The organism is Rhodococcus sp. MT28 (assembly GCF_058792695.1).
Genome location: NZ_JBXAFD010000007.1, coordinates 187,097 through 210,590, shown reverse-complemented (window position 1 = coordinate 210,590; position 23,494 = coordinate 187,097). Strand labels below are relative to the sequence as shown.

Sequence of the window (23,494 nt, the reverse complement as noted above, 5' to 3'; positions counted from 1 at the left end):
TCTATGCACTCAGGTGCGTATGCAACTAAGTGCGTACTAACTCGGGTGCATAGAGCGTCTTGTATGTCGACTTCGGAGAGAGGCGCCGAGTCGCCCGCGCGCAGTTAGGCTTCGCCGTATGAGCGCCGAGTCCACGAGCACGCAGGCAGAGCCACCCGCAGGCATCGGCGGTGCGGCCACGAAGAGTCAAGTGTTCGCATGGGGGCTGTGGGATTGGGGATCGGCCGCATTCAACGCAGTGATCCTCACGTTCGTCTTCTCGGTATATCTCACCGACGCGGTCGGTGACGACCTTCCCGGCACGATTTCGGCAACTACGTGGCTCAGCTGGGCACTCGGAATCGCCGGCTTCTTCATCGCGATTCTCGCTCCGATCACCGGACAACGTTTCGATGCGTCGGGTAAACGTAAACTCTCGCTCGCGATACTGACCGGCATCACCGTGCTCTCGATGGCGGGCCTCTACTTCGTCGAAGACAACTACCGCTATCTGTGGCTCGGATTGGTTCTGCTCGCAATCGGTTCGGTGATCTTCGAACTGGCCGGCGTTCCCTACAACGCCATGATGCGGCAGGTGTCGACACCGGAGAATCTGGGTAGAGTCTCCGGCTTCGGCTGGGCCATGGGATATTTCGGCGGAATCGTGCTGCTGTTGCTGTGCTACTTCGGGTTCATCGTCGGCGACGGTGACACTCGGGGATTCCTGGGATTGACCACCGACGGCGGCATGAACATCCGGATGGTGGCACTGCTGGCTGCAGTGTGGTTCGCGGTCTTCGCGATTCCGGTGTTCTTCAAGGTTCCCGAGTTGCCCAGCCCCGCGGTCGATCCGGGAGCGTCCAAGGCCGGGTTCCTCGACTCCTATCGGGTGTTGTGGCGCGATCTGCGCGAACTCTGGAACGTCGACAGGCGCACGATCTGGTACCTGATCGCGAGCGCGCTCTTTCGTGACGGTCTCGCGGGCGTGTTCACCTTCGGAGCCGTGCTGGCTGTCAACGTCTACGGGATCAGTGCGGCCGACGTGCTGTTGTTCGGTGTTGCGGCCAACGTGATTTCCGCAATCGGTGCATTGGTGGCCGGACGTTTCGACGATCGGATCGGACCGAAACAGGTCATCACCGTCTCGCTGGCGTCGATGATCGTGGTCGGCGCAATATTGATCGCGGTGTCAGGGCCGGTGATGTTCTGGATCTTCGGTCTCGCGCTCTGCCTCTTCGTCGGGCCCGCTCAGTCTTCGGCACGAACCTTCTTGGCGCGCATCACCCCGCCTGGGCGTGAAGGTCAGATGTTCGGCCTGTATGCGACCACAGGCCGAGCAGTGTCGTTTTTGGCGCCGACACTGTTCGGCCTGTTTGCTTGGCTCTTCGGTGCAGACCGTGCCGGCATCATCGGACTGCTGGTGGTTCTCGGCGTCGGTCTTGCCGCATTGTCGATGGTGAAAGCGCCGGAAGGGGACAGTGCGCTTCCCGTCAATCCTTGAAGTAGACCAACTGGTGTGTCGTAGCGAGCAATGCGCCGTCACTGCCCCAAATTTCGGCCGACTGATCGAAGTATCCGTTTCCGAACCGTTGGGTCCGCGCCGTTCCCAGGACGGAATTGTCTGCCTGTTCGGTCAGCGTCTGAGCGTCGGCGTGGAAGTAGATGGTCATCGAGACCGTTCCAGCCGGAGCCATCTTGCCTCGGCGCAAGAAGACTCGTGGGAAGAAGACATCGCACAGTGCGGTCAGCGACGTGAAGTCGAGAGCGCGTGCCGGTTGATCGCGCACCCAGAGTGTCGTGGTCGAGTCGGGATGCTCGCCCGACTCCAGGTCGGGGATCGCACCCTCGACAAAGCGCATCTCGTAGTTCTGTGCCCAGGCGATGAACTCGGGGAACGGCAGCAGCGTAACGTCTTCGGCCGACGGAACTTCCGGCATCGTGATCTCGGTAGACGACCAGGTTTCACGCCTGGTACCGAACACTGCCGTCGCGGTAGTGGCGACGGTTCCGTCTTGAGACAGTTCGATGGACCAGTGCTGCGTCGAGCGGTTGGTGCGCACCGGCCGGGCGGAGATCTCGAAGGCGCCCTCGGTGATCGGACCGGCAAAGTTGACGGTCAACGACAGCGGATCGCCGAGGCGTTCGGGGTGCTTCAGTACGGATTCGAGCAACGTGGCAGCGGTGACGCCGCCGAATGGCCCGACCATGTTGTTGTACGCCGGATTGGTCTCGCCGGTCGACAAGCCGGCGGTGAGTGGCGTCAATCCGACAGCAGCGTCGAAAGGATGGGGTGGTGCAACGGTCTCGGTCATCGCAGAACTCCTGGTGATGGAATCAATTCGGCTCTATGTATGACAACATACATAGAGCCGAATTCGTCGCGGCGATCAGGATCCTGCACGTGCGAGGATCGCCTCGGCCAACTCTTCGGCTCGCTCTTCCGGAATCCAGTGACTTCCGCCGTCGAGCACGACGAACTCGTAGGGGGCGTCCACGAATTCACCACAGCGTTCTGCGCCTGCGCGGCCGAGCGCTGTGTCGCCGGTGCTCCAGACATACGTGGTCGGCACGGTGGTGCGATCGATGTCGCCGAAGTCGCGGGTCATCGCGCGGTACCAGTTCAAGGCGCCGGTCAGCGCGCCCTCCCCGCTCAGGACACGAATGTGCTCGTCGGCGAATTCAGGATCGATCTGGCCGTCGAACATGGCGCGCAGCCGGCGAAAGTTGTCCTCCGACAACACTTCCTCGGCTTTGCCCTCCTGTCGGAGAAGTCCGATGTACGACGAGCGTTGTTTTTGGTCCTCGTCCTCGCGGAGTGCCCAGCCGAAGGCGGTGGGGTGGGGGACCGAGATCGCGGTCAGACTGCGGATCCGGTTCGGATGGCGACCGGCGACCTGCCAGGCGACCGCCGAACCCCAGTCGTGGCCGACCAGATGCGCGTCGGACAGGCCGAGTGCGTCGAGCAATCCGACGACGTCGGCTACCAGGTGCTCGATCTTGTAGGCATCCACCCCTTCGGGGCGTGCGCCGGCGGAGTAACCGCGCTGATTCGGTGCGATCACGCGGTAGCCCGCTGCGGTGAGCAGTGGTGTGACCTTGCCCCAGGATGCGGCGCTCTCCGGGAAGCCGTGCAGCGCTACCAGCGGAATGCCGTCGTCCGGGCCCGAGATCAGTACGTCGAAGGTGAGGTCGCCAACGGGGATTTCGTATGTACTCGTGGAAGACATGACTCTCACCGTACGTCGAAAAGGTGAACCCGAGGTCAGTTTCGAGGTGGATTCCAGGTGGCCATTCCGAGCATGATGACTCGCAGTTGCTTCTCGGCTCGTGTGATGACGGCGGCTTCGTCGCGATACCCGGCCGTCCCGGCGTCCAGCAGTTCGACGACAGCGCTGAACATCGTCGAGACGATCAGGTCGGCAGCCATTTCCAGATCGTCCGACGACCAGCTTTCCAGTCCGGCAATTCTGGAGAGGTCGATGGTCAGTTCGCTGACGAACAACCGCATTTCAGTGGCTATCGCACGTCGTACCTCACTGACGCCGCTGTAGCGTTCGCGGCAGAGGAACCGAAACTGTCGCTCGTGTGTATGCACTTGTCGCACAAGGATGCCCAGTGACGTAGCGGCGTCCTTGGTGCTGGGATTACGCCTTGCGTCGCGCAGCATCTGGCGCAACATGCGCATGCTCTCTTCGACGAGGACGACACCGACGTCCTCCAGTGAAGCGAAGTGGCGGTAGAACGCCGTCGGAACGATCCCGGCTTCCCTGGCTACCTCTCGCAAGCTGATTCCGGCGAAGCCGCGATCGGCCGAGAGGTCCATGGCAGTGTCCAGGAGTGCTTGGCGTGTGCGTTCCTTCTTTGCGGCACGACTTTCCGGCTCCCTGTTGTCGGGTTCCCTGCGCTCTGGGTTCACCGGTCCGGCCTTCGTCACGACGTCGAGTGTAGGTACAGGCATTCCGGCTCCTTTCGGCAACTCGTGTAACTCGGATCACATTCTTGTTGACATGTACTTGTGTGCACCTGTCACACTATCTTCGGTGAACATTTGTACACTGAATTCACGCAGTCGGGGGAAGCTAGCCCAGCAATCGAGATACCCGGCAATCGAAGTACGAGGAGGGTCATGACAATCGCATCTGCTCCTGAGAACACGACACCGAAGTCCACACCTCGGCGCGGACTGTCCTTTGTGGGACTGATCGAAGCCATGGCTGCTCCACATCAGATCGACCGATACCTCGAGTTGGTCAACCCGATGGCGACCGTTCGTGACATTCGCGCGCAGGTTGTCGCTGTCGACCATCCGACGGCTGACTCCGTCACTCTCACGCTGCGCCCGACGCGCCAGTGGCGCGGTTTTCAGGCGGGCCAGTTCGTGCAGTTGGGCGTGGTGATCGACGGTGTTCGTCACACTCGCTGCTACTCGCCGGCCGGGGGCGCGTCTACGCGCAGCGGGCTGATCGAGCTCACCGTCAAAGCGCATCCGGGTGGCTTGGTGTCGCAGTATCTGTACGCCAACGCAGCGCCCGGGCTCGTTGTCAGCCTCTCGCAGGCAGACGGGGTGTTCTCCCTTCCCGTCGACCGCCCGCGTCGGGTGTTGTTGATCAGTGGCGGCAGTGGAATCACCCCGGTCATGTCGATGCTTCGGACGCTGGTGGAGGAGCAGCACTCGGGCGAGATCGTGTTCGTGCATTACGCGAACACCGATGCCGACGTGGCGTACACGCGCGCGCTGAAGACCATCGCCGAGCAGAACCCGAACGTGAAACTGGTACTCGTGTACACCGAAAGCGGTGGAGGTGACCTCGAAGGTTTCTTCGATCGCGGGCACCTCGACGCGGTGGCTCCTTGGATCGCCGATCCGGACACGATCGACGCTCAGGCTTATCTCTGCGGACCTCCCGGACTGATGCGGGGAGTGCGTGAGGTGTTCCGTGAGGTCGACGTCGAGCACTTGCTCAACACCGAGGAGTTCGCGCCGGCGGTGGCCGAGCCGGGGGAGGCCGGCGGCGAGGTGTCATTCACCAAAAGTGGGGTGGCGGCCGAGAACTCCGGCGAAACACTTCTCGAACAAGCAGAAGCTGCGGGCCTCAATCCCGAGTACGGATGCCGGATGGGAATCTGCTTCTCCTGCACCTCCGTCAAGAAGGCGGGCCGTACCCGAAACGTGCGCACCGGTGAGACAGACGACGAGCCGGACAAGAAGATCCAGCTGTGCGTCAGTGCTCCCGTCGGCGACGTCACCGTCGACATCTGAAGTCCCATTTTCCACACGACTGTCTGGAGACCGACATGTTTGGACTTTCACTTCCCACCCTCCCGTTCCTCGGCAACGGTTCCGATGCGAAGGACGACGCTCCCGTCGTCCTGACGTACGAGCAGGTCGAGGAGATCGGCCGCGAGTTGGACGCATTGCGCGATCGCACCGTCGCCTCGCTCGGGGCGGAGGATCGGGAGTACATCTACAAGATCATCAAGGCTCAGCGCGGGTTCGAGGTCGCAGGTCGCGGCTTGATGTATCTCGGCTTCCTGCCTCCGGTGTGGCTCGCGGCAGTCGGTGCATTGAGCGTGTCCAAGATCCTCGACAACATGGAGATCGGCCACAACGTCATGCACGGTCAGTACGACTGGATGCGTGAACCAGGGCTCAATTCCGAAGTCTTCGAATGGGATACGGTGTGCCCGGCCGACCAGTGGCGTCACTCGCACAACTACATGCATCACACGTACACCAATATTCTCGGCAAAGACCGTGACATCGGATACGGCATCCTGCGTATCGACGACGCGCAGAAGTGGAACCCCTATTACCTCGGTAATCCGGTCTGGGCCTTCGCCTTGATGGTGCTCTTCGAGTGGGGCGTGATGATGCACGATCTCGAGATCGAGAACGTCATCCAGGGCAAACGCAAGTGGCACGACGTCAAGCCGCTCCTGAAGGGCTGGTGGAACAAGGCGGGCAAGCAGGTCCTCAAGGACTACGTCATCTTCCCGGTTCTCACGGGGCCGCTGTTCGTGACCACTCTCGCGGGGAATGTCACCGCCAACCTGGTCCGGAACGTGTGGACGTACTCGATCATCTTCTGTGGCCATTTCCCCACCGGTGTCCAGAGTTTCACCGAGGACGAGACGGCCGACGAGACTCGCGGGCAGTGGTACGTGCGTCAGATGCTCGGCAGCGCCAACATCGAGGGAAGCCCGCTCTTCCACATCATGTCCGGCAACCTCTCGCACCAGATCGAGCACCACCTGTTCCCGGACCTGCCTGCGCATCGTTATCCGGAACTCGCTCCCCAGGTGAAAGAATTGTGTGGGAAGTACGGTTTGCCGTACAACACTGGTGGGTTCTTCAAGCAGATCGGTTCGGTATGGGGCAAGATCTTCAAGCTCGCTCTTCCGCCCGGTTTGGTCAAGTCGACGACCCCTCCCGGTGTTATCGTCGAGCGCCAGCGAACTGCAGCCTGAGAGGCACACACTGATGGTCGGGAAATTCGAACGCCGCAAGGACACGGTCCAGGAACTGACCGAAAGTGCAGCCAACCACGTGGGCTCGATCGCGATGATCATCGCCGGGGCCGTTCGAGACGTGACGCGCGAGATCGGCGACTGGGTGTCCGACGGAATCGAGATGCGTGAAGCAGCGAAAAATGCTGCAGCTGACGATCGTTCGGAGTCCGTGACCATCGAGCACGACGACAGCGATCCACCTGAAGACTGGCGTTGATTCACCGCGGCGGACGGCCTGATCGCGCAACCGCGAGCCGTCTCGCCTGAACGACCACGTTGCCCTCCGTCACAGATGACGGAGGGCAACGCGGGTTTCGTGGACTGCCTCGGCGGCCGAAGACGCGGATCGAACGCCGATCACAAGTGAGGTCCTAAGCAGCGCTGCCGAGGCTCGCCGAGTCGAAGCTGCCGAGCCCGGTGCTACCGAGACCGCTGCTACCGACTCCGCCCAGTGCGAGTGCATTGCTGCTGCCCGCGCTCAGTAGCTGGACGATGATGTTGATGACGATGGGGTCGCCGGTGAGCGGAATTGTAGGCACAGGGGGACCTGCTTTCTGTTTCGAGATGTGGTGAGAAGGTGAGCGGCGACGGGATCGTCGACGTGGTCAGGCGGGCTGTTTCAGCCACTTCCGGTGCTGCCGAGCGACACGATGGAGCCGTTGCCGAAGCCGAGTGCTCGGGAGAGTGAGCCGAAGTCGATGACCAGGCTGCCCAGGGTGTGCTGGTTTATCACGGTGGTTCCTGTCTGTGCCGCGACTGTGTGATGCGAGCGGGTAAGTCGATCAGGGAGCAGGCGTCGTGGGAGTTTCGCCGCCGCCGCCAATCGGAGAGTTGTCGGTGTAGAGGAAACTGCTGCCGGCGTTGAACATCTGTAGGACGGTGTTCAAAACGACGGCCAAAGCGCCTGTGGTTGGTGCGGCGATCATGTGCTTGCTCCTGGTTTCAGCGGTGGCGACGTGGTGGTCACCGTGGTCACCGCCATCACAGTGTCAGGCGGCTTGGAGCGGGCCCTGTGCGAGAGATTCTCTCGCACAGGGCCCGAGATTCGTCCTAGGAGACGCCGCCGCCATCCGTCGAGCCCGTGCCGGTGCTGCCCGCGTTGAAGAGCTGCAGGATGGTGTCGAAGAAGGCACCGAGGAGAGCGTTATCCTGGCCGTTGATCATGTGTTTCCCCTTAATTGTTACTGGTTTGCGCGGTGATTCGCACCACACTTTTATAGCCCGGTTCGGAGCGGAAAAGTGGGGTCCAGGCGCCACACGTGGACAGCTAATAGCGAGGATGTGAGTGTTCACATTTTCGCTGGACGATTGTCCACATCAGTGCTTGCGAAGGTCAGCGAGATCATGGCAGCGCGCAGTTTGAGCAGTTCAGAGGGCAGGGCCGGATCCAATCCGGTCAGGGTTGCGATGCGCTTGATTCGATTGTCGACGGTGTTGGTGTGCAGGCCGAGCGCCGACGCGGTGCGCTGACGATGCTGGCCGTTGGCGAGATGTATGGACAATGTCTGCAGCAGTTCCGGATTGCCGTCGAGTGGCTTGAGAAGATTGATCAAGCTGTCGCGGCCTGCGCCACCCCGAGTGAGTTGATACTCGAGCGCGAGGTCTTCCATTCGGTAGGACCGCGCCGGCAGTCTCAGGCGCCGCACGAGTTGCGCCAATTCGTGAGTGGTTGCTTGGGCGGCGGCGATATCTCGTACCGCGGCGTTCTCGGCGATTGCTGTGATCTCCACCCCGACCGTCGCGCGTGCGCGTTGGATGACCTCGCACACTGTTCCCCAGTCGGGTGTGCCCTCGATCAGGACCAGACCACGTTGCGGTGCAGGAGCTTCGAGCAGCGCCGACCCGAAGTGGGCCGCGATTTTCGATTGAGCGACGGAGAGGTCACGGTAGGCCTGTATGCGCTGGTGGTTGCCGTTGCGTGCTCCCGGGCGGATGGGCGGCAGGTTCACCAGGAGCCGCAGGACGAGATAGCGGGGTGCGAGTTCAACGCCCATCTGCAACGCAAGCTGGGTGGGATCGTCGCCGTCCAGCATGGCTTTCACGAGAGCGCCGGCGGAGTATTCCCCGAGTTGGGAACCGGCAGGAAGAGCCGAAAGATAGCTGATCGAGATGAACGAGTGAAGCCGCTGCGCAAGTGCGAACAAGAACTCGTTGAGATCCCCGAGATTGGCGGAGTCCTCGGCGTCGGCCCGGCTGAGGATGAGGGTGCGAAAAGTGCTGATGCCCTCGTTGGTCAAGTTGAGGATCGCGCTGAGTGGCACGCCTTTCAATGCTTGTTGGACGGTCATCGTGTGAATGCCGTCCAACTCTTGGTCGGTGGGAAGTTTGCGGTGATCCAATAGCTGGATCCCCACTTGGAGCCCCTGCACGATCACCGCAATCAGTTCCCGACGTACTGCCTCCGTTTGGAGGGAAGTCAACGTCGGGTTGGCACGGGACAGGTGATCTACGAGATCGCTTGCCAGTGGGATGACGTCGTTGACCGCTGTGGAGGCGGGCTTGCCTCCCAACATGAGCGGTCCCGGGTTGTTCAGCAGCGCTGGGGACATGGGTGGCCTCCTCTAGACAGGTGCGTCGCCTGGCACAGGCACCCGGAGGCTCGGCGCGTTACGAAGCGGGGTACACGCTGAGGCCTTGTTCGGGGGCATACTCGCCGCTGAAATTTGCGGATCGAATTGCGCCAGGCGTTGTGATTTCTACCACATGAACGATCGTCCAACTGTGAAATGGACAAATGTGAAGATAAGTCCATATGCCCCACGCGCTGCGGACCTAAACAATCGTCCACTTACGGTGTTTTTCGACGTCAGAGCGGAAAACGGTTTCGGAGGACACCACGAGTTCGGTCTGGGATCATTGCCGCGCCTACGGTGCTCGTCGCGGGCGATTTGCTCGGAGCAAGCTCGAGGGCCCTGGGTCCTCGCGGACCCAGGGCCCTCGAGGCCTAGGTATTGATTCGACCAGTCCGATGTACGGGAACCGGTTCAGGATGAAATCACCCTTTTTGTACTGCTGTCTGTGGTGCGGAAATCTCTAGATGACGCCCAGTGAAATCATGGCGTCGGCCACCTTCACGAAGCCGGCAATGTTCGCGCCGTGCACGTAGTCGCCGGGCTTTCCGTACTCGGCAGCGGTGTTGATGGTGCGCTTGTGGATGCCGCGCATGATTCCGGCGAGACGCTCGTCGGTGTACTCGAAGCTCCAGGAATCACGCGAAGCATTCTGCTGCATTTCGAGAGCGGAGGTTGCAACGCCACCGGCGTTGGCCGCCTTGCCGGGTGCGAAGGCTACGTTCGCGTCACGGAAGAGCTGGATGCCACCGGGGGTGGTGGGCATGTTCGCGCCTTCGGCAACGGCCTGAACGCCGTTGGCGATCAAGGTCTTTGCGGCATCTTCGTCGAGCTCGTTCTGAGTCGCGCAGGGGAGTGCGACGTCGCACGGCACGTCCCAGATGGAACCGTCGGCGATGAACTCGGCATGCGGAACTGCGTCGGCGTACTCGCTGATGCGGCCGCGGCGAACTTCCTTGATCTCCTTGAGGAGGTCGAGATCGATGCCCTTCTTGTCCACGATGTATCCCGAGGAATCCGAGCAGGCGATCGCGACGCCGCCGAGCTGGTGGATCTTCTGGATTGCGTAGATGGCGACATTGCCGGATCCGGAGATCACGACGTTCTTGCCTTCGAGGCCTTCACCCTTCGCCTTGAGCATTTCGGCGACGAAGTACGCGACGCCGTAGCCGGTGGCCTCGGTGCGAACCTGCGATCCGCCCCAGGTGATGCCCTTGCCGGTGAGGACGCCCGACTCGTACGTGTTGGTCAGCCGCTTGTACTGACCGAACAGGTAGCCGATCTCGCGACCGCCGACGCCGATGTCGCCGGCCGGAACGTCGGTGTATTCACCGATGTGACGCTGCAGTTCGGTCATGAAGGACTGACAGAAGCGCATGACCTCTGCGTCGGAGCGGCCCTTGGGATCGAAGTCCGAGCCACCCTTGCCGCCGCCGATGGGCAGGCCGGTGAGTGAGTTCTTGAAGATCTGCTCGAAGCCGAGGAACTTCACGATGCCCAGGTTGACGCTGGGGTGGAAGCGCAGGCCGCCCTTGTAGGGGCCGAGTGCACTGTTGTACTGCACGCGGAAGCCACGGTTGACGTGAACGTTGCCCTGGTCGTCGGTCCACGGCACGCGGAAGATGATCTGGCGTTCCGGCTCGCAGAGCCGCTCGATGAGTCCGGCGTCGGCGTAGCGGGGGTGGCGTTCGAGCACTACGTGAAGAGACTCGAAGACCTCTGCGGCGGCCTGATGGAACTCGGGCTCTCCTGCATTGCGAACCAAAACCTGATCGTAAATCTGCGCTACGCGGTCACGTACGGACACCGCTCACCTACCTCGTTGTGAGAACTCTTTTACATTTCCGTTACATACTAGGCGCCTTTATTGCTGTATCGGACAACTGTCCTGTGAAGGTGAAATCGGACACAGCTGTCACTTGTGTCAGTTGAACGGGCGATTTATAACAATTTGCTCAGCTTTCACTCTCTTAACACATTCCAAATGGTTTGCTTCTGCGGTCGGGGATCACTGTGCCTGTGGTCCGAACGAGTCGAAATGATCAGAGGGGCTGCACGTGCGTAATAAACACTCCATGTCGGCGATGTTGTCGATAGGCGTCGTCACGATTGCCGCGACGATTGCCGCAGCACCGTCTGCGTCGGCGATCGGTGGACCGTGCGGTTCGGGAGGAAGTGGTTCCGCCGGATCGATGACGGGTTCGCTCGGCTCGCTGACCGGATCGCTCGGCAGTGGATCCGCCGGTACCGGCTCCCTCGCCAACGCGCTGCCTTGGATCACCGGCGCCCCCAACGGTGCTCTGCCGGTGCTGACCGGCCGGACCAAGGCGATCGAAATGGTCACTGGCCCAGGCAGTCCCAACAACACCATCGAGCGGTTCAACGTGTCGGGTACCGACCTCGGAATCATGTGGGACAACGGTCTTTCGGGGCCGGATCACGACGTGCTGATGGCATTCGGCGACACGGTGGGCGACTGCGACACCCCGGGTGACGACTGGCGCAGCAACGTATTGTTCCGCAGCAACGACACCGCCATTGCCGACGGGATGAAGATCGACAGTTCTCCTTTGGACGGCCCCAATCATTCCAAGGAGATCATTCCGGGATTCGGCATTCCGGGTGAGTTCACCACCATCCCGACCGCTGGAATCTCTTACGGTGGTGTGCAGTACATCAGATTCATGTCCGTTCGGTCGTGGGACGAACCTGGAGCCTGGACCACCAACTACTCGGCTCTGGCCTTCTCCACGGACAACGGTGAGAACTGGGAACTCGATCCGGCGACAGTTCGCGCCAATACCGAAGGACTTGGCATTCCGGGGATTCCGGCAGTATCGCCGATCAATTCCAACTTCCAGCAGAGCGCCTTCCTCGACGGTCGGGACGGCTACATTTACGAATACGGAACTCCCTCAGGTCGTTTCGGTAAGGCGATCCTGGCGCGAGTGGCCGGCGCCGACATCAGAAATCTCGGCGCCTACGAATACTGGGACGGCTCCGGTTGGAGTCCGCGAGATACCGATGCCGTTCAGGTCATCAAGGCACCGGTCAGTGAACTCGCAGTGCAGTGGAACGACTACCTGAACAAGTACGTTGCCATGTACACCAGTGCCGAGGGCAACCTGGTGATCCGTCAGGCCGACCAACCGCAAGGCCCGTGGAGTGGTACGCAGACCCTGTTGAGTGGAATCACGTTGCCCGCGTTGTACGGCGGATTCATGCACCCGTGGGCGAGCGGACAGTTCCTCGAATTCGTCGCCACCACGTGGGACCGTTACAACGTCATCTACATGCGGACCGATTTGAACGGACTCCAGATGGCGTCGTCGGATTCGCGCGATCGTCCTGACCCCGCGACCACCGGTGAGGCTCGCGTACTCGAAGTCACGATGCCGGAAGACCGCTAGCCGAGCAAGATTCGACAACTATGGCCTGCAACTCGATCGAGTTGCAGGCCATAGTTCTGTGGGTAGTGATATTCGGGTGATGCTCAGAGAATGAAGAGCATTTCCTGATACGTCGGGAGTGGCCAGTGATCGTCGGCGACGATGGTTTCGAGGAAGTCGGCCGCTGCACGTACCTCTGCCATGGCGGGCAGGAGTGCGTCCTGTGCGTGCTTGGCCTGATCGAATGGCGACTCGCCGGCATTGGTGTCGATCGCTGCGCGCAGGGACGCGAGCGCTGTGCGCAGAACCGCAACGGGCGCCGACACTTCTTCGAGCGGAGCAGAATCCGGTTCGAGGCCGGCGGACTTCAGCGCGACGAAGTTTTGCGCGACTTCCGTCTGGTGGCGCACTGCGGCCGGAAGGATAAGTGTCGTACCGATTTCAGCGGCCAGGCGTGCCTCGACGCCGATGCTCAGTGCGTACTGTTCGAGGCCGACCTCGTAGCGACTGTGCATCTCTCGGTGGTTGAAGACCTTGTACTTCTCGAAGAGTTCCATCGAGGACTCGGTGATCAGTTCAGGAAGGGCGTCCAGCGTCGTGCGAAGGTTCGGCAGACCGCGAGACTCGGCCTCGATCTGCCAGTTCTCCGAGTAACCGTCGCCGTTGAAGACAACCGCACCGTGGTTGGTGATGATCTCGGTGAGCAGATTCTGGACGGCGGTGTCGAAATCCGCGCCGTCGGCGACCGCGGCCTCCAGTTCGGTGGCCATGTAGTCCAAGGCCTCGGCCATGATCGTGTTGATGGTGACCATCGGGCCGTTGACTGTTTGCAGCGATCCTGGCGCGCGGAACTCGAAACGGTTGCCGGTGAAGGCAAATGGGCTCGTGCGGTTGCGGTCGCCCGGATCGGTCGGCAGGACGGGAAGGGTGTCGGCTCCGATCATCATGGTGCCCTTGTCCTTCGACGATGTCGCCGCGCCCTTGGCGATCTGCTCGAAGACGTCGGCCAGTTGATCGCCGAGGAAGATCGAAATGATGGCCGGGGGAGCCTCGTTGGCGCCGAGGCGGTGATCGTTGGTTGCCGATGCGACCGACGCGCGCAGGAGGCCGGCGTATTTGTGGACGGCCCGGATGACGGCGGCGCAGAATACGAGGAACTGGGCGTTGTCATGCGGATTGTCGCCGGGGACAAGCAAACTGCCGAGTTCGGAGTTGCCCAGCGAGAAGTTGACGTGCTTGCCGGAGCCGTTGACACCGTCGAACGGCTTCTCGTGGAACAGACATTCCATGCCGTGCTTCTTGGCGATGGTTTTGAAGGTGGTCATCAGCAACTGCTGGTGGTCGGCGGCGATGTTGCCTCGCTCGAACATCGGGGCGATTTCGAACTGGCCGGGCGCAACCTCGTTGTGCCGTGTCTTGGCGGGGATACCGAGTTTGAACAGTTCCCGCTCGGTGTCCATCATGAATCCGAGCACACGTTCCGGGATCGCCCCGAAGTAGTGGTCGTCGAACTCCTGGCCCTTGGGCGGCTTTGCGCCGAAGAGTGTTCGGCCGGCGTTGAGGAGGTCGGGGCGGGCGAGGAAGAAGTGTCGATCGATCAGGAAGTACTCCTGCTCGGGACCGCAGAACGATACGATGTGCTCGGGGTCGTCGTGGCCGAACAACTTCAGGATTCTTTCGGCGTGGAAACCCATTGCCTGTTGTGAACGCAGCAGGGGAGTCTTGTGGTCGAGCGCTTCGCCGGTCATCGAAACGAACACGGTCGGGATACACAGTGTGTTGCCGTTGGGGTTTTCGAGAACGTAGGCCGGGCTCGTGACATCCCAGCCGGTGTATCCGCGAGCCTCGAATGTGTTGCGCAGCCCGCCGTTCGGGAAACTCGAAGCGTCGGGTTCACCTTGGATCAAGGTCTTGCCGGCGAACTCCGCCAGTGCACTGCCGTCGCCGACCGGCTCGAGGAAGCTGTCGTGCTTCTCGGCCGTCAACCCGGTCAGTGGATAGAAGACGTGGGCGTAGTGGGTTGCGCCTTTCTCCAACGCCCAGTCCTTCATCGCGGATGCGACCGCGTCGGCGACCATGGGATCGAGCGGTTTGCCTTGCTCGATCGTCGCCATCACCGATTTGTAGACAAGCTTGGGCAGTCGCTTCTGCATGACCACCTTGTTGAAGACGTTGGCTCCGAACACCTCTCCGGGTGTCTCGTCGGTCGTGAAACTGACCACCGGAGGTGTGTAGGCCTCGACGTCCTTGATCGCTTGCAAGCGAACTGCATTTCCACTCATGTGCTTACCCCTCGCCCGGGCCCAGGGCTGCGCTGCTGATTGCGAGCCCGACTTCGGCAAACCCTACGAACCTCCGGTATCGGGGGTGTTTCGTAGATATTGCGCCTGTCCGCAAACTTCGAGTCACAACGGAAATGTCGATCTGTCGGAGGTCTACGGCAGACTTCGAGCCGACGGGCTATTGCAGGACAGTCGAATCGGAGAGTCTTTGTGATCAGGGTGTTGGTGCCAACAACGGTGGAGCAGGGCGATCTCGCGGAAGTGCTTCGGTTGTACGACGAACTTGTCACCGAGACCCGAAAAGAGGTCGGCTGCATCAATTACGAGTTACTGCAGCGCACCGACAATCCCTGCGAGCTCGTGTTGGCGGAGGAATGGGAATCGCAGGAGCACCTCGACGCCCACACTCATACCGAGCACTTCGTCAGGTTGGTTGAGGCGCTGGACAAGCTCGAGACGGCAGCGCCGGCGCAGATCTTCACGAAGGTTCTGTAGCGGCGGAGTCAGGTCTCAGTGCTCGCTCAGGCGTCGAACGAACATTCCGGAGAGCCTCGAGTGTCAACTAGGCGACCCGTTCCGACACACGCGGAAACTGGTTTGCATCGACACGCCAGAATCATCGTAGGTCCGTCGAGTCCGCTGTAGGACAGCGCCTTCGGGCGCCAGCCGGGCCTCGTGCCGGTGTCGGCCGACCTGCGCGGGCGCTCTATACGGTGACGTCGGAGTAGGGCATATGCTCTGACACCCAAGGAAATACGAATTCCATGAGTAGCAGCACCACCGCGACCACGAGAACGATCGCCAGCAGGGCCTTCACTGGTCGGGGGCCGGGGAGCGCTCCCCAGAGGTATCCGTACATTCATTGCTCCTGGAATGCCGCGGGAATGGTGCCCGAAGTCTTCGAGATTGTTTCGACGAGAACCGCGTGGACGATCAAGCGTTCGCTGTTCGAGTAGAGCGGATGGCACGTGGTCAGTGTCAACATACTTTCCAGCGTGGCGTCGGGCTCGGCCCAAGGGTTTCCGGGCAGCGGGTTGACGACCGCAACATCCCCGGGCACGGTGATGTGCCGCCCGAGGAGATGGACGTAGTCGCCTTCGGAAACACGATCGGCTTGCTCGGGATTCAAGCAGGCTTTCGCCGCAGCGCGACGTTCGGGCGAGGCCTGGTCGAGTGGGAGCAACCGGTACGTCATCCATTGGAACTCGGTCTCCACGACGACGGCATCGCATGCATCGAGTCGATCCAGGTGTTGGAAGACTGCGCCGGAACCATTGCGGTGCCCGGCGAGCGCGAAGTTTCCGGCTTCGCCGGGCATCTGCGAGTCCGGGTAGTGGCCGGGGCCGGCCCGCAGGTCCTCGTTGCGTGTGCCCTCGACGATTGCGTACGCGGCGCCGAGTGTGGGGAAATGCACGCGCGCGAATCCCTCGCCGAGCACAGGGATCAGCGGGGACACCGGCTGACCATCGATCGCTCCTGAGGCTTCGGGGACTTCGGCCCAGGATTCCTCCAGACTGTTGTTGAGCTCGTCCTGCAGCCGCCCTGAGACGATATTGGTCCAGAACGCCTCATAGATGACGAACAGCAGGATGACGACCCCGGCCGTGAGGAGCAGTTCGCCGATTACCTGGCCTGCGCCCGGCCGACGACGCCCTGGAACTTCGGTATCGCTCACGGACCGGGGTCTCCTCTTCACAGATCTACCGAGCTAGCTGATGGGTCGAATTGGTGCCGTATCGAACTAGCTGCCCGCGTTGATCGTGGCGCTTCCGGTACCGCCGAGGAGATCGTAAAGGAGTACGGACAGGCGACCGAGGCCGTCGATCGCGGCAGAACCAGTGGTCTCGATGCCTTCGATGACGATCGGGAACGGGAGGAATGACATGGTGTTTCTCCTTCGAGGGGTGGGCCGCGGCGGCGGCCGCGAGATAGATACGTCGTCACGGTGAAACAGGGCGGGTGCGACCAGGTGTATGTCGCACCCGCCCTGTTTCGGTATTTCTGGTTGGGAGTTACTCCTGGCCGGGTGCACGCTTGCGGTTACGCAGGGTGAGCCATGCGCCACCGCCGATCAGTGCCAGCGCTAGACCGGCGAGCCAGATGACGTTCGCGCCGGTTACCGGCAGGGACGATGACTGGTCCGGTTTGGCCTGAGCAGGATTTCCCGGAGCAGGTGTGCCCGGAGCACCGTTGTGTCCACCACCGTTATTGCCGGGAGCGTTGTTGCCGGGAGTCGACACGTCAGTGCCTGATCCTCCGGGTACTTCAGAGCCCGGCCATGTCGGGATTTCCCACGGCGGCAGCGGGATCGGGATCGGGATGATGATCAGCCCATTGCTGCTGGTTTTGTTCTCGAGTCCCAGGACCACCGACTTGTTTGCTTCGCCGGTGAGCTTGACGGAAGTTGCGGTCGGTTCGCCGTCGATCTTCGAGACATCCGCCTTGCCTTCCTTGACGCCCCAGATCACTTCACCCCACTTGACGTTGGTGACGTCGGTGTGAGCACCGGTTTCTGTGAAAGTGATGTCGGTGTTCAGCGGGAACTGGACCCGGCCGTCGATGACGGCTGCGTCGCACTGGGCGGTCGGAGTGACCGAAGCGCCCGGCTTGACATCGAGAACACAAGACCGCGCCTCATTGTCGATGTCCGTCCACGTAGCCGTGACCTGGAAGATCGTGGATCCGTCTTTGGCTACCTGGCTGCCCTTGGGGCCGGTCACGATCTTGTCGATATCCACCTCGGTGGTCGGGATCGGGCGGTTGTGGATCTCCACCACAGCCTTCTCACCCGCCACCGCCTTGACGGTGTCGCGGTAATCGGCGTCACCGGCATCCGCGGAGACGTAGTAGTACGGCCGCGCCCAGTCGATACCGGCCAGTGGCTTGGGGTCGACCTCGGAGAAGGTGATCACGGTGTTCCGCGGCACAACCTCGTCGGACGTCCAGCTCCAGTCGTTTGCGGCATCGAGGGTGATGGTCTGGCCCACTGCCGGGAAATCAGTTCCAGCGGGGAGTGCCGGATCGATCCCGTCGATACGGACCTCGAACGTCGCGCTGTCAGGCAGGTCGGCCTCGGGTGCGCGGACGGGGTTGCCGTCAGCGTCGAGGATGAACTTCGTGAATTCGACCGATCCGAATTTCCACAGCGCCTCGTTCGACAGCGTGATCAGTCGACCGTCGGTCGGGTCGTCGGAGACTATGCCCGTCGCGGTGCCGTCGAGGTTCGAATGCAGCCACGATTCGCCTTCCGGGCTGGTGCCCCAGGAGATCGTGCCCCACTCGACTCCGTCGACATCGGGACGGCCGGTCTCAGTGAAGGTCACCTCGGTGCCGACAGGGAAGTCGACGCCGAGCGGTGTGGTCTGTCCCTGCTTGACGCTCAGCACCTGGGTGCGGTACTCCACACCGTCGCGCCAACGCGCCTCGACCGTGAACTCCACGTCGTCGCCGACGGCCTCGGCGGCCTCACCGCCGACCTGCTTTGCGATGCGCAGAGTGCCGTCGTTGACGTCGACGAAGTTCGACACCTCGATCTTGCGCAGATCCTTGCCGATGGTCACCACGGCTGCGTTGTCCGGACTGATCCTGACATTCCCGGAGTATGCGGGCACGCCATAGGCGAGACCGTCACCGTTTGCCGGAACCAGCTCTGTCAGTGTGACTTCGGTGCCGCCCGGCAGGTTCTCGCCGAACGGAACCGGGGTGCCGTCGGACGGAAGAGACAGCGTCTTGCTCTGCGGGTTGTCGTCCGTATCGAGCCAGGTGGCAATCACGTCGAAGCTCGCCGGTACGGCCTTGTCGGACGCCTTCGGGCCCGTGAGCTTTTTGCTCACTTCGAAGGTGCCTTGCGTGATCGTGGCCTCGTTGGTGACGGAGACCGTGTTCGCCGACGCGTCGGTGCCGATGGTGAGCGTCTTCGGGCTGATCACCGGCAGCGACCACGTCACGAGGTCGGTGTTCGTCGGTTGGACCTCGGTGAAGGTGACTTTCGCTCCGATGGGCAATTTGCCCAGGTCGTAGTGCTGACCGTCCTTCAGGGTGAATTGACGCAGCTCGTTGCCGGCGGCGTCGTCACCGAAGGCGATCTCTGCGTTGACGACGAAAGCCTCGAGCCCCGTGCGCGCTCCGTCACCGATGACGGATTTGGTGATCCTCGCCGATCCCAGGCTCGCTTTGTTGAGCAGTGTGACACCGACATTGCTCTTCGGCGTGATGGTCACCAGCGCCTCGGTGCGGTCCCCGTTGAGCGTCACACCCTCCGACGGGCGGAACGTCCCTCTCTCGAAGTACACACCGTCAACGGTCGGGAGGTTGATCTCGGACAGGCGGATCTGCCAGCCGGTTCCGCGGGGGTTGATCCCACTGACGGGTGTCCCGTCAGCCTTTACCTTGATCTCGTAGGAGCTCACCGGGGCGTCGGTCGCTGGATCTTGCCCGGGGGCGAACTCCTCGACTTTCACAGTGAACTCGGTGTCTTCCGGGAATTTCTCGGAGAAGGGAGCGATCTCCTTCAGAAGCGAGAACGAGCCCCGCGACACACCTTGGCCGGTGCCGCCGCCGCCCCATTCCTGCTTGACGCTCTTCGACAGCGTCTGCTCGCCGGCATAGGTGAGGGTGTTGGAGTATTCCGTGTCGCGCTGGTCCAGTCCGCCGCTGCCGGTGCACAGGGTGTAGCTGACGAGGTACTTCGTCTGACGGCTGTAACCGTCCGCGTCCCGAGGGAGGGTGAGATCGAAACCGCCGTCGGCGCGCGCCACCGAGGTGGCGTCGGTTATATCGCGTTTCTTGTTGCCGTCGAAGAAGTCTTGCGCGGCGACCTTGAGATTGAGGTTGCTCTTGAGATCGCCGCCGATTTCACACACCGTCATGTTCGGTGAGAACCTGTCGTTGATGACCGCCGGTTCCGTAAGGCCCTCGAGATCGTGTCCGGAGATTTCCACGGTCCAATTGAGGGTGGTGCCTGCCGGCTGCTCCACACCGCCGATCGTCTGCGACGTGGTGTTGATCGCGCCGTTCTTGCCGCTCGTGAACCCAGGTCCCTCAGTCTTTCCCGTGATCGACGTCTTGTTGACGACCGCCGAGTTGGTGAGATGGTCCTCGGAGTCCGGCACCTCGGTGGTGGTCAGGCAGGTCCGGTACGTGAAGTAGTAATACTGTTCTTCGTTGAATGTGTCCGGGTTATCCACAGTGATCGCCGCGGTGAAGGTACTCGCGCCGGCTACTGCGCCGATGGGAGCAATGGTGAATCCTGCGGCAGGAGTGCGGTAGTTGGGTTCGTTCTCCCGCCCTGGGAGGTAGTCAGACTTCTCGATGACTACCTGCACGCCCGAGGCACAGACCGCATGGGGGCCGCCAAAGGTGTCGGTGATGTCGATCTTGTGGTTGTTGGCGGCAATGTCGGTGCCCGGAACCACAATCGTCCAGACGGCTTCCATATTGCGCTTACCGCCGTCGAGGTAGCCGCCCTTCCAGGGCTCGGTCTGCGGCGCGTAGTCCTGTCCCACGCCATCCGAAGCCACCGTGTTGTCACCGATCGTCACGGAGTTGGTGTACTGAGTCCCCTTGAGATCCACAACGCCGCTGGTCGTGCATGAGGTGTACTCGATGCGGTAGAGCTTGCTGCCCTCGAAGGGCCCGCCGTTGTTGATGTTGATCGTGACCTGATCACCCGCGTCGGGTTGGGTGACGGTGACGCCGCCAGGGGTCTCTTTGAGATCGCCCGGGCGACCGGACCACAGCTTCGCGTTGAGCAGGCTGCCCGCACACACCTTCATGTTGTCGGAGAGCTCGTCGCTCAGGGTCACCGAACCGGTGTTGCCTGTGTCCAACTTGGCCAGATCTGCGCCGGGGATGTCGATGGTCCACCGCACTGACTGCTTGTTGTCCTGGAGTTTGCCGGACTTCGTCGACTCGCCGATTACGCGGCCGTCGGTGATGCCGCCCGTGCCGGGCAGGTCGACCTGCGTGACCTTGTTGTTGATCGTGAAATCCACAGTCTCTGACGTGGTGTACTCGACTGCCTTCGTGTAGACGAAGAAATCGCCCTTCACCTCGTCCGGCCGATCCGCCACAGCGTCGGAGAGCACGCAGGTCATGAGATTGGTGGAAGCAGCCAGATCGCATGTGCCCCAAACCGTCCCATCGTCGCCCTCCAGCGCGATCGTCGGGTTGGACTGAAGCTTCAGCTCGCCAGGGAATTCAATGGTGAACTGGTCGCCCGGCTGCGGACTCGCGCTTGACGCGTCCCAAATGCCCTTCACCGTGACGGAGTCCCCGACCGTGATCTGCTGGTCGTTCTTTCCTTCGACCTGGACGTCGGTGATTTTCACATCGATGCCGGGATTGACTCCGCGTGCGGCCAGTCGCTGCGCCGCCACAGGAGTCGTCGACGAGGACGCCGTCGTGATCGGCGGTTTCGCAGAAGTGGGTGACTCCGACGTGGAAGTAGGCGGTGCCGTCGTCTTCAGTGGCGCCTCCGTCGTAGTCGCGGGCGGCTTCGGTGTGGTCGGAACTATTGTGGTCGGAACTATGGTGGTCGAGGTCCCGACGTCATCGGCCGAGGCAACCTGGACGAAAGAGAACGACGATACGACCAGCGCCAGGACCGCAACGATCATCCCCAAAGCTGCCCACCGAGACACCACCCCCTCCCCGGCACGGCGTGGGAAGACACGGTTACGCATGACGAACACCTTTCGTTCAGAACACATGATTTAGGCCCCGTTTCCGGGGCCGTCGAATAGGGAAACGGGACCTTTGAGCCGCTCTGGAGCCTGGTTGCGAGCGTTGGTGATTCTCAGGCGACCTATTGCGGAGCCGAACAGTTGGTAGTCGGACCTGGTTGGCGCCAGCGCAGACCGACGGCCGGCTCTGGGTAGGCCAGGAAATTCCAAGAAAAATCGACCGCCGGTATTACCTAACGCGACGACCTACGAGGTACTAAAGGCTGCGGCCGAGGATCTTTCCTGCGCGATTCATTGCAGTTCGAGCATGAGCACCATCCCGGATAGCAAAAGCAACAGTGCGATGACTCCGAGGGGGAGTCTTCGTGCTACGTGCTTCGCTGCCGTGACGGTTTTCATGAAATTCCTTTCTCTGGCACAACGTAAAGAAATGTGCGCGGGGCCGTTCGCGAGAAGATGCAAATTCCGCGCAAACAACGCAGAAGGCGCAAACCGGGCGATGCGCAATCAGGAATCTAACACGAGCAAATCGCATAGCTGGAAACACCATGGACGTGCGTCCATGCAAGAAAAACTGCGCTTACCTGGGTATATCTATCTTCCGTTGATTTCTTTCAAGTTAACTGGCTGGTTCATCACAATTCGATCTCGACCATCGTTTGCATGCCTGCCTTTGCCCTTGTCGACAATCGGTGAGCGGCCGAGCCGAGTCGGCGCTGCTGTACCGAATGAGCCTTTATGCAGTTCACTGCCCCTTATTTGCTGTCGGAACGACAAGGTGTGGAGCGAATTATCTGTGCGCACCCGCTCGACATAAATGCAAATCATTTTTCTGTGTATAGGAGGAGGGTGAATTAGGGGGTGAATTCAGTCGCGGGTCATCGAAACCCCTGTTCTGAAATGATCCAGAGATAGGGGTCACATTAGATTCGTTTTTCTTAGCAGATTGAATTCCGGCCTGAGTTAACTGTCGATAATGCTTCGGGGGCCGACATGGCATTTCGAGACAAAGAATCGCCCAGCTTTTCGTAGAAAGCCTTCGGTACGGTTACGTCAGTCCAGCTGATCGCGCGCCGCAGCGACTTTTGGCGACGCTCTTGTGCGCACGGATGAGGCACTGCCTGGGATGTGTGTGGATCTCGGAAAATGCCACGTCGGAGGCTTCTTCGAAGATCGCGAGACCCCACAGGTTCACGTCGTCCTCGCGCGCCTCGGCACGATGAACTGGCTTACTTTTCAAGCGCTTTCGATGCCCGGAGTCAAATGGTGACGGTCGTTGCGTAGTTGCTGACGGTGGATGCGACCGGTTCGATCGGCGTGCAGTCGCCACATCCGAGCAACCGCACCGAGTGGCCGCGAGGTCCCTCAGCCGGTACTTTTCGCAGCTCTCTGGACACTTCGCGAAATCGGACCTTCGAATCGAGTTCTCGCGCAACCATTCTGACGCAGCTTGTGTCAATGGCGCTACACCCGCGGCTGCCCGCAAGGTTTGACTGCCCCGGCCGCTGTGACGCCTTGGGATCCGGAGCGCAGAGATTCTGTGACAGTCGCGGCCGCTCCGCGCAGCGTGTTGCATGCGACTCAGCCGCCATTGGTGGACTCTTGCCTACCGACTCGTCGTCGTAGAACTTCGTGAGACGACCTTGTCGCAGGGAAGGGCTACAACGATTGGTCGGGCCCGGTCAACGAGGCGGGACCGGTAGTCGGTTGGTGTGCGCCGGTGAACCGCTCGACGACGGATACAACGACGATCGCGAGTGCCAGGATTCCAACGGTCCGGGCGAGTGACTTCAGTGTCTTCGGAAGTGCCTTCTTCATGCGAGGCAGATTACTGCGGACGGCACGCAATTTGTGGGCTAGGTTTCGATCCGAATCGGACTGTTCTGCCCAGTGGCCGCTCGTCCACGCAGTGTGACTATCCGTGAATCAAATCTTGTGGTGCCCCCGGCAGGATTCGAACCTGCGACCAAGAGATTAGAAGGCTCTTGCTCTATCCCCTGAGCTACGGAGGCGCGTGGAACATCATACTCGAGGGTTCGGGATGTGACGCGCGCCGCCCAACTCCGACGCGTTGTCGTAGT

Annotated in this window: 19 protein-coding genes and 1 tRNA gene; 6 read left to right on the top strand and 14 right to left on the bottom strand. The window is 61.3% G+C overall.

The window, feature by feature from the left end:
- Positions 1-118 precede the first annotated feature (118 nt).
- A complete protein-coding gene (locus tag AC1Q6C_RS25875) occupies positions 119-1,480 on the top strand; it encodes an MFS transporter (RefSeq protein WP_007733331.1) in 1,362 nt (453 codons plus the stop codon).
- Here the strand turns inward: AC1Q6C_RS25875 and AC1Q6C_RS25870 are convergent.
- From AC1Q6C_RS25870 to AC1Q6C_RS25860, 3 genes are all read right to left on the bottom strand, one after another.
- A complete protein-coding gene (locus AC1Q6C_RS25870; protein ID WP_007733332.1) occupies positions 1,470-2,291 on the bottom strand; it encodes an acyl-CoA thioesterase in 822 nt (273 codons plus the stop codon). The two genes, AC1Q6C_RS25875 and AC1Q6C_RS25870, sit on opposite strands and share 11 nt — an antisense overlap.
- A gap of 75 nt (positions 2,292-2,366) precedes the next feature.
- Positions 2,367-3,206, bottom strand: coding sequence for an alpha/beta fold hydrolase (locus AC1Q6C_RS25865; RefSeq protein ID WP_003945355.1), 840 nt, complete (start codon positions 3,204-3,206; stop codon positions 2,367-2,369).
- Between the two features lie 35 nt (positions 3,207-3,241).
- Positions 3,242-3,937 (bottom strand): TetR family transcriptional regulator, encoded by a 696-nt coding sequence (locus tag AC1Q6C_RS25860; protein ID WP_003945327.1) that lies wholly within the window; start codon positions 3,935-3,937, stop codon positions 3,242-3,244.
- Positions 3,938-4,189: 252 nt separating this feature from the next.
- On the opposite strand from AC1Q6C_RS25860, the gene AC1Q6C_RS25855 reads away from it, so the two are divergent.
- Genes AC1Q6C_RS25855 through AC1Q6C_RS25845 form a run of 3 tightly spaced genes read left to right on the top strand, consistent with a single transcriptional unit; the run spans position 4,190 to position 6,706 of the window.
- A complete protein-coding gene (locus AC1Q6C_RS25855; RefSeq protein WP_054831608.1) occupies positions 4,190-5,239 on the top strand; it encodes an FAD-binding oxidoreductase in 1,050 nt (349 codons plus the stop codon).
- A gap of 35 nt (positions 5,240-5,274) precedes the next feature.
- A complete protein-coding gene (locus AC1Q6C_RS25850) occupies positions 5,275-6,447 on the top strand; it encodes a fatty acid desaturase family protein (protein WP_003945297.1) in 1,173 nt (390 codons plus the stop codon).
- Positions 6,448-6,460: 13 nt separating this feature from the next.
- Positions 6,461-6,706: a hypothetical protein gene (locus AC1Q6C_RS25845; protein WP_492666883.1), complete on the top strand. Its 246-nt coding sequence runs from the start codon at positions 6,461-6,463 to the stop codon at positions 6,704-6,706.
- Positions 6,707-6,860: 154 nt separating this feature from the next.
- On the opposite strand, the gene AC1Q6C_RS25840 is transcribed toward AC1Q6C_RS25845, so the two are convergent.
- The 4 genes from AC1Q6C_RS25840 to gdhA all read right to left on the bottom strand — a co-directional run bounded on the left by AC1Q6C_RS25840 (position 6,861) and on the right by gdhA (position 10,866).
- Positions 6,861-7,028 (bottom strand): hypothetical protein, encoded by a 168-nt coding sequence (locus AC1Q6C_RS25840; RefSeq protein ID WP_003945367.1) that lies wholly within the window; start codon positions 7,026-7,028, stop codon positions 6,861-6,863.
- A gap of 243 nt (positions 7,029-7,271) precedes the next feature.
- Positions 7,272-7,415: a hypothetical protein gene (locus AC1Q6C_RS25835; protein WP_003945326.1), complete on the bottom strand. Its 144-nt coding sequence runs from the start codon at positions 7,413-7,415 to the stop codon at positions 7,272-7,274.
- Positions 7,416-7,778: 363 nt separating this feature from the next.
- Complete coding sequence (locus AC1Q6C_RS25830; protein ID WP_003945374.1) at positions 7,779-9,038, bottom strand: PucR family transcriptional regulator; 1,260 nt, start codon at positions 9,036-9,038, stop codon at positions 7,779-7,781.
- 484 nt (positions 9,039-9,522) lie between these two features.
- Positions 9,523-10,866 (bottom strand): NADP-specific glutamate dehydrogenase, encoded by a 1,344-nt coding sequence (gene gdhA, locus AC1Q6C_RS25825; protein ID WP_003945368.1) that lies wholly within the window; start codon positions 10,864-10,866, stop codon positions 9,523-9,525.
- Positions 10,867-11,134: 268 nt separating this feature from the next.
- Between gdhA and AC1Q6C_RS25820 the strand changes: the two genes are divergently transcribed.
- Entirely contained in the window at positions 11,135-12,469 is a 1,335-nt protein-coding gene (locus AC1Q6C_RS25820) for a glycoside hydrolase family 183 protein (protein WP_007733338.1), read from the top strand.
- 83 nt (positions 12,470-12,552) lie between these two features.
- Here AC1Q6C_RS25820 and AC1Q6C_RS25815 read toward each other — a convergent pair whose 3' ends face one another.
- Complete coding sequence (locus AC1Q6C_RS25815) at positions 12,553-14,730, bottom strand: glutamine synthetase III family protein (RefSeq protein ID WP_081558058.1); 2,178 nt, start codon at positions 14,728-14,730, stop codon at positions 12,553-12,555.
- A gap of 225 nt (positions 14,731-14,955) precedes the next feature.
- Between AC1Q6C_RS25815 and AC1Q6C_RS25810 the strand changes: the two genes are divergently transcribed.
- A complete protein-coding gene (locus AC1Q6C_RS25810) occupies positions 14,956-15,225 on the top strand; it encodes a putative quinol monooxygenase (RefSeq protein WP_223257903.1) in 270 nt (89 codons plus the stop codon).
- 211 nt (positions 15,226-15,436) lie between these two features.
- Here AC1Q6C_RS25810 and AC1Q6C_RS25805 read toward each other — a convergent pair whose 3' ends face one another.
- The 6 genes from AC1Q6C_RS25805 to AC1Q6C_RS25780 form a co-directional block, all read right to left on the bottom strand.
- Positions 15,437-15,589, bottom strand: coding sequence for a hypothetical protein (locus AC1Q6C_RS25805; RefSeq protein WP_003945315.1), 153 nt, complete (start codon positions 15,587-15,589; stop codon positions 15,437-15,439).
- Positions 15,590-16,405 carry a class E sortase gene (locus AC1Q6C_RS25800; RefSeq protein ID WP_058038880.1) on the bottom strand — a complete coding sequence of 272 codons (816 nt, stop codon included), beginning with the start codon at positions 16,403-16,405 and terminating at the stop codon, positions 15,590-15,592. It lies immediately after the preceding gene.
- A 66-nt stretch (positions 16,406-16,471) separates the two neighbouring features.
- Entirely contained in the window at positions 16,472-16,615 is a 144-nt protein-coding gene (locus tag AC1Q6C_RS25795; RefSeq protein ID WP_003945342.1) for a hypothetical protein, read from the bottom strand.
- 127 nt (positions 16,616-16,742) lie between these two features.
- Positions 16,743-21,347: a DUF5979 domain-containing protein gene (locus AC1Q6C_RS25790; protein ID WP_492666897.1), complete on the bottom strand. Its 4,605-nt coding sequence runs from the start codon at positions 21,345-21,347 to the stop codon at positions 16,743-16,745.
- Positions 21,348-23,072: 1,725 nt separating this feature from the next.
- Complete coding sequence (locus AC1Q6C_RS25785; RefSeq protein WP_003945304.1) at positions 23,073-23,231, bottom strand: hypothetical protein; 159 nt, start codon at positions 23,229-23,231, stop codon at positions 23,073-23,075.
- Between the two features lie 118 nt (positions 23,232-23,349).
- Positions 23,350-23,425 (bottom strand) — tRNA-Arg (locus AC1Q6C_RS25780).
- Positions 23,426-23,494 lie beyond the last annotated feature (69 nt).

Bases quoted from the DNA above. Each gene is read 5' to 3' on its own strand.
- AC1Q6C_RS25845 (WP_492666883.1), top strand. From the start codon at position 6,461: ATGGTCGGGAAATTCGAACGCCGCAAGGACACGGTCCAGGAACTGACC.
- AC1Q6C_RS25790 (WP_492666897.1), bottom strand. From the start codon at position 21,347: ATGATCGTTGCGGTCCTGGCGCTGGTCGTATCGTCGTTCTCTTTCGTC.
- AC1Q6C_RS25855 (WP_054831608.1), top strand. From the start codon at position 4,190: ATGGCTGCTCCACATCAGATCGACCGATACCTCGAGTTGGTCAACCCG.
- AC1Q6C_RS25835 (WP_003945326.1), bottom strand. From the start codon at position 7,415: ATGATCGCCGCACCAACCACAGGCGCTTTGGCCGTCGTTTTGAACACC.
- AC1Q6C_RS25805 (WP_003945315.1), bottom strand. From the start codon at position 15,589: ATGTACGGATACCTCTGGGGAGCGCTCCCCGGCCCCCGACCAGTGAAG.
- AC1Q6C_RS25875 (WP_007733331.1), top strand. From the start codon at position 119: ATGAGCGCCGAGTCCACGAGCACGCAGGCAGAGCCACCCGCAGGCATC.
- AC1Q6C_RS25865 (WP_003945355.1), bottom strand. From the start codon at position 3,206: ATGTCTTCCACGAGTACATACGAAATCCCCGTTGGCGACCTCACCTTC.
- AC1Q6C_RS25830 (WP_003945374.1), bottom strand. From the start codon at position 9,038: ATGTCCCCAGCGCTGCTGAACAACCCGGGACCGCTCATGTTGGGAGGC.
- AC1Q6C_RS25870 (WP_007733332.1), bottom strand. From the start codon at position 2,291: ATGACCGAGACCGTTGCACCACCCCATCCTTTCGACGCTGCTGTCGGA.
- AC1Q6C_RS25860 (WP_003945327.1), bottom strand. From the start codon at position 3,937: ATGCCTGTACCTACACTCGACGTCGTGACGAAGGCCGGACCGGTGAAC.
- AC1Q6C_RS25785 (WP_003945304.1), bottom strand. From the start codon at position 23,231: ATGAAGAAGGCACTTCCGAAGACACTGAAGTCACTCGCCCGGACCGTT.
- AC1Q6C_RS25820 (WP_007733338.1), top strand. From the start codon at position 11,135: ATGTCGGCGATGTTGTCGATAGGCGTCGTCACGATTGCCGCGACGATT.
- AC1Q6C_RS25850 (WP_003945297.1), top strand. From the start codon at position 5,275: ATGTTTGGACTTTCACTTCCCACCCTCCCGTTCCTCGGCAACGGTTCC.
- AC1Q6C_RS25795 (WP_003945342.1), bottom strand. From the start codon at position 16,615: ATGTCATTCCTCCCGTTCCCGATCGTCATCGAAGGCATCGAGACCACT.
- AC1Q6C_RS25815 (WP_081558058.1), bottom strand. From the start codon at position 14,730: ATGAGTGGAAATGCAGTTCGCTTGCAAGCGATCAAGGACGTCGAGGCC.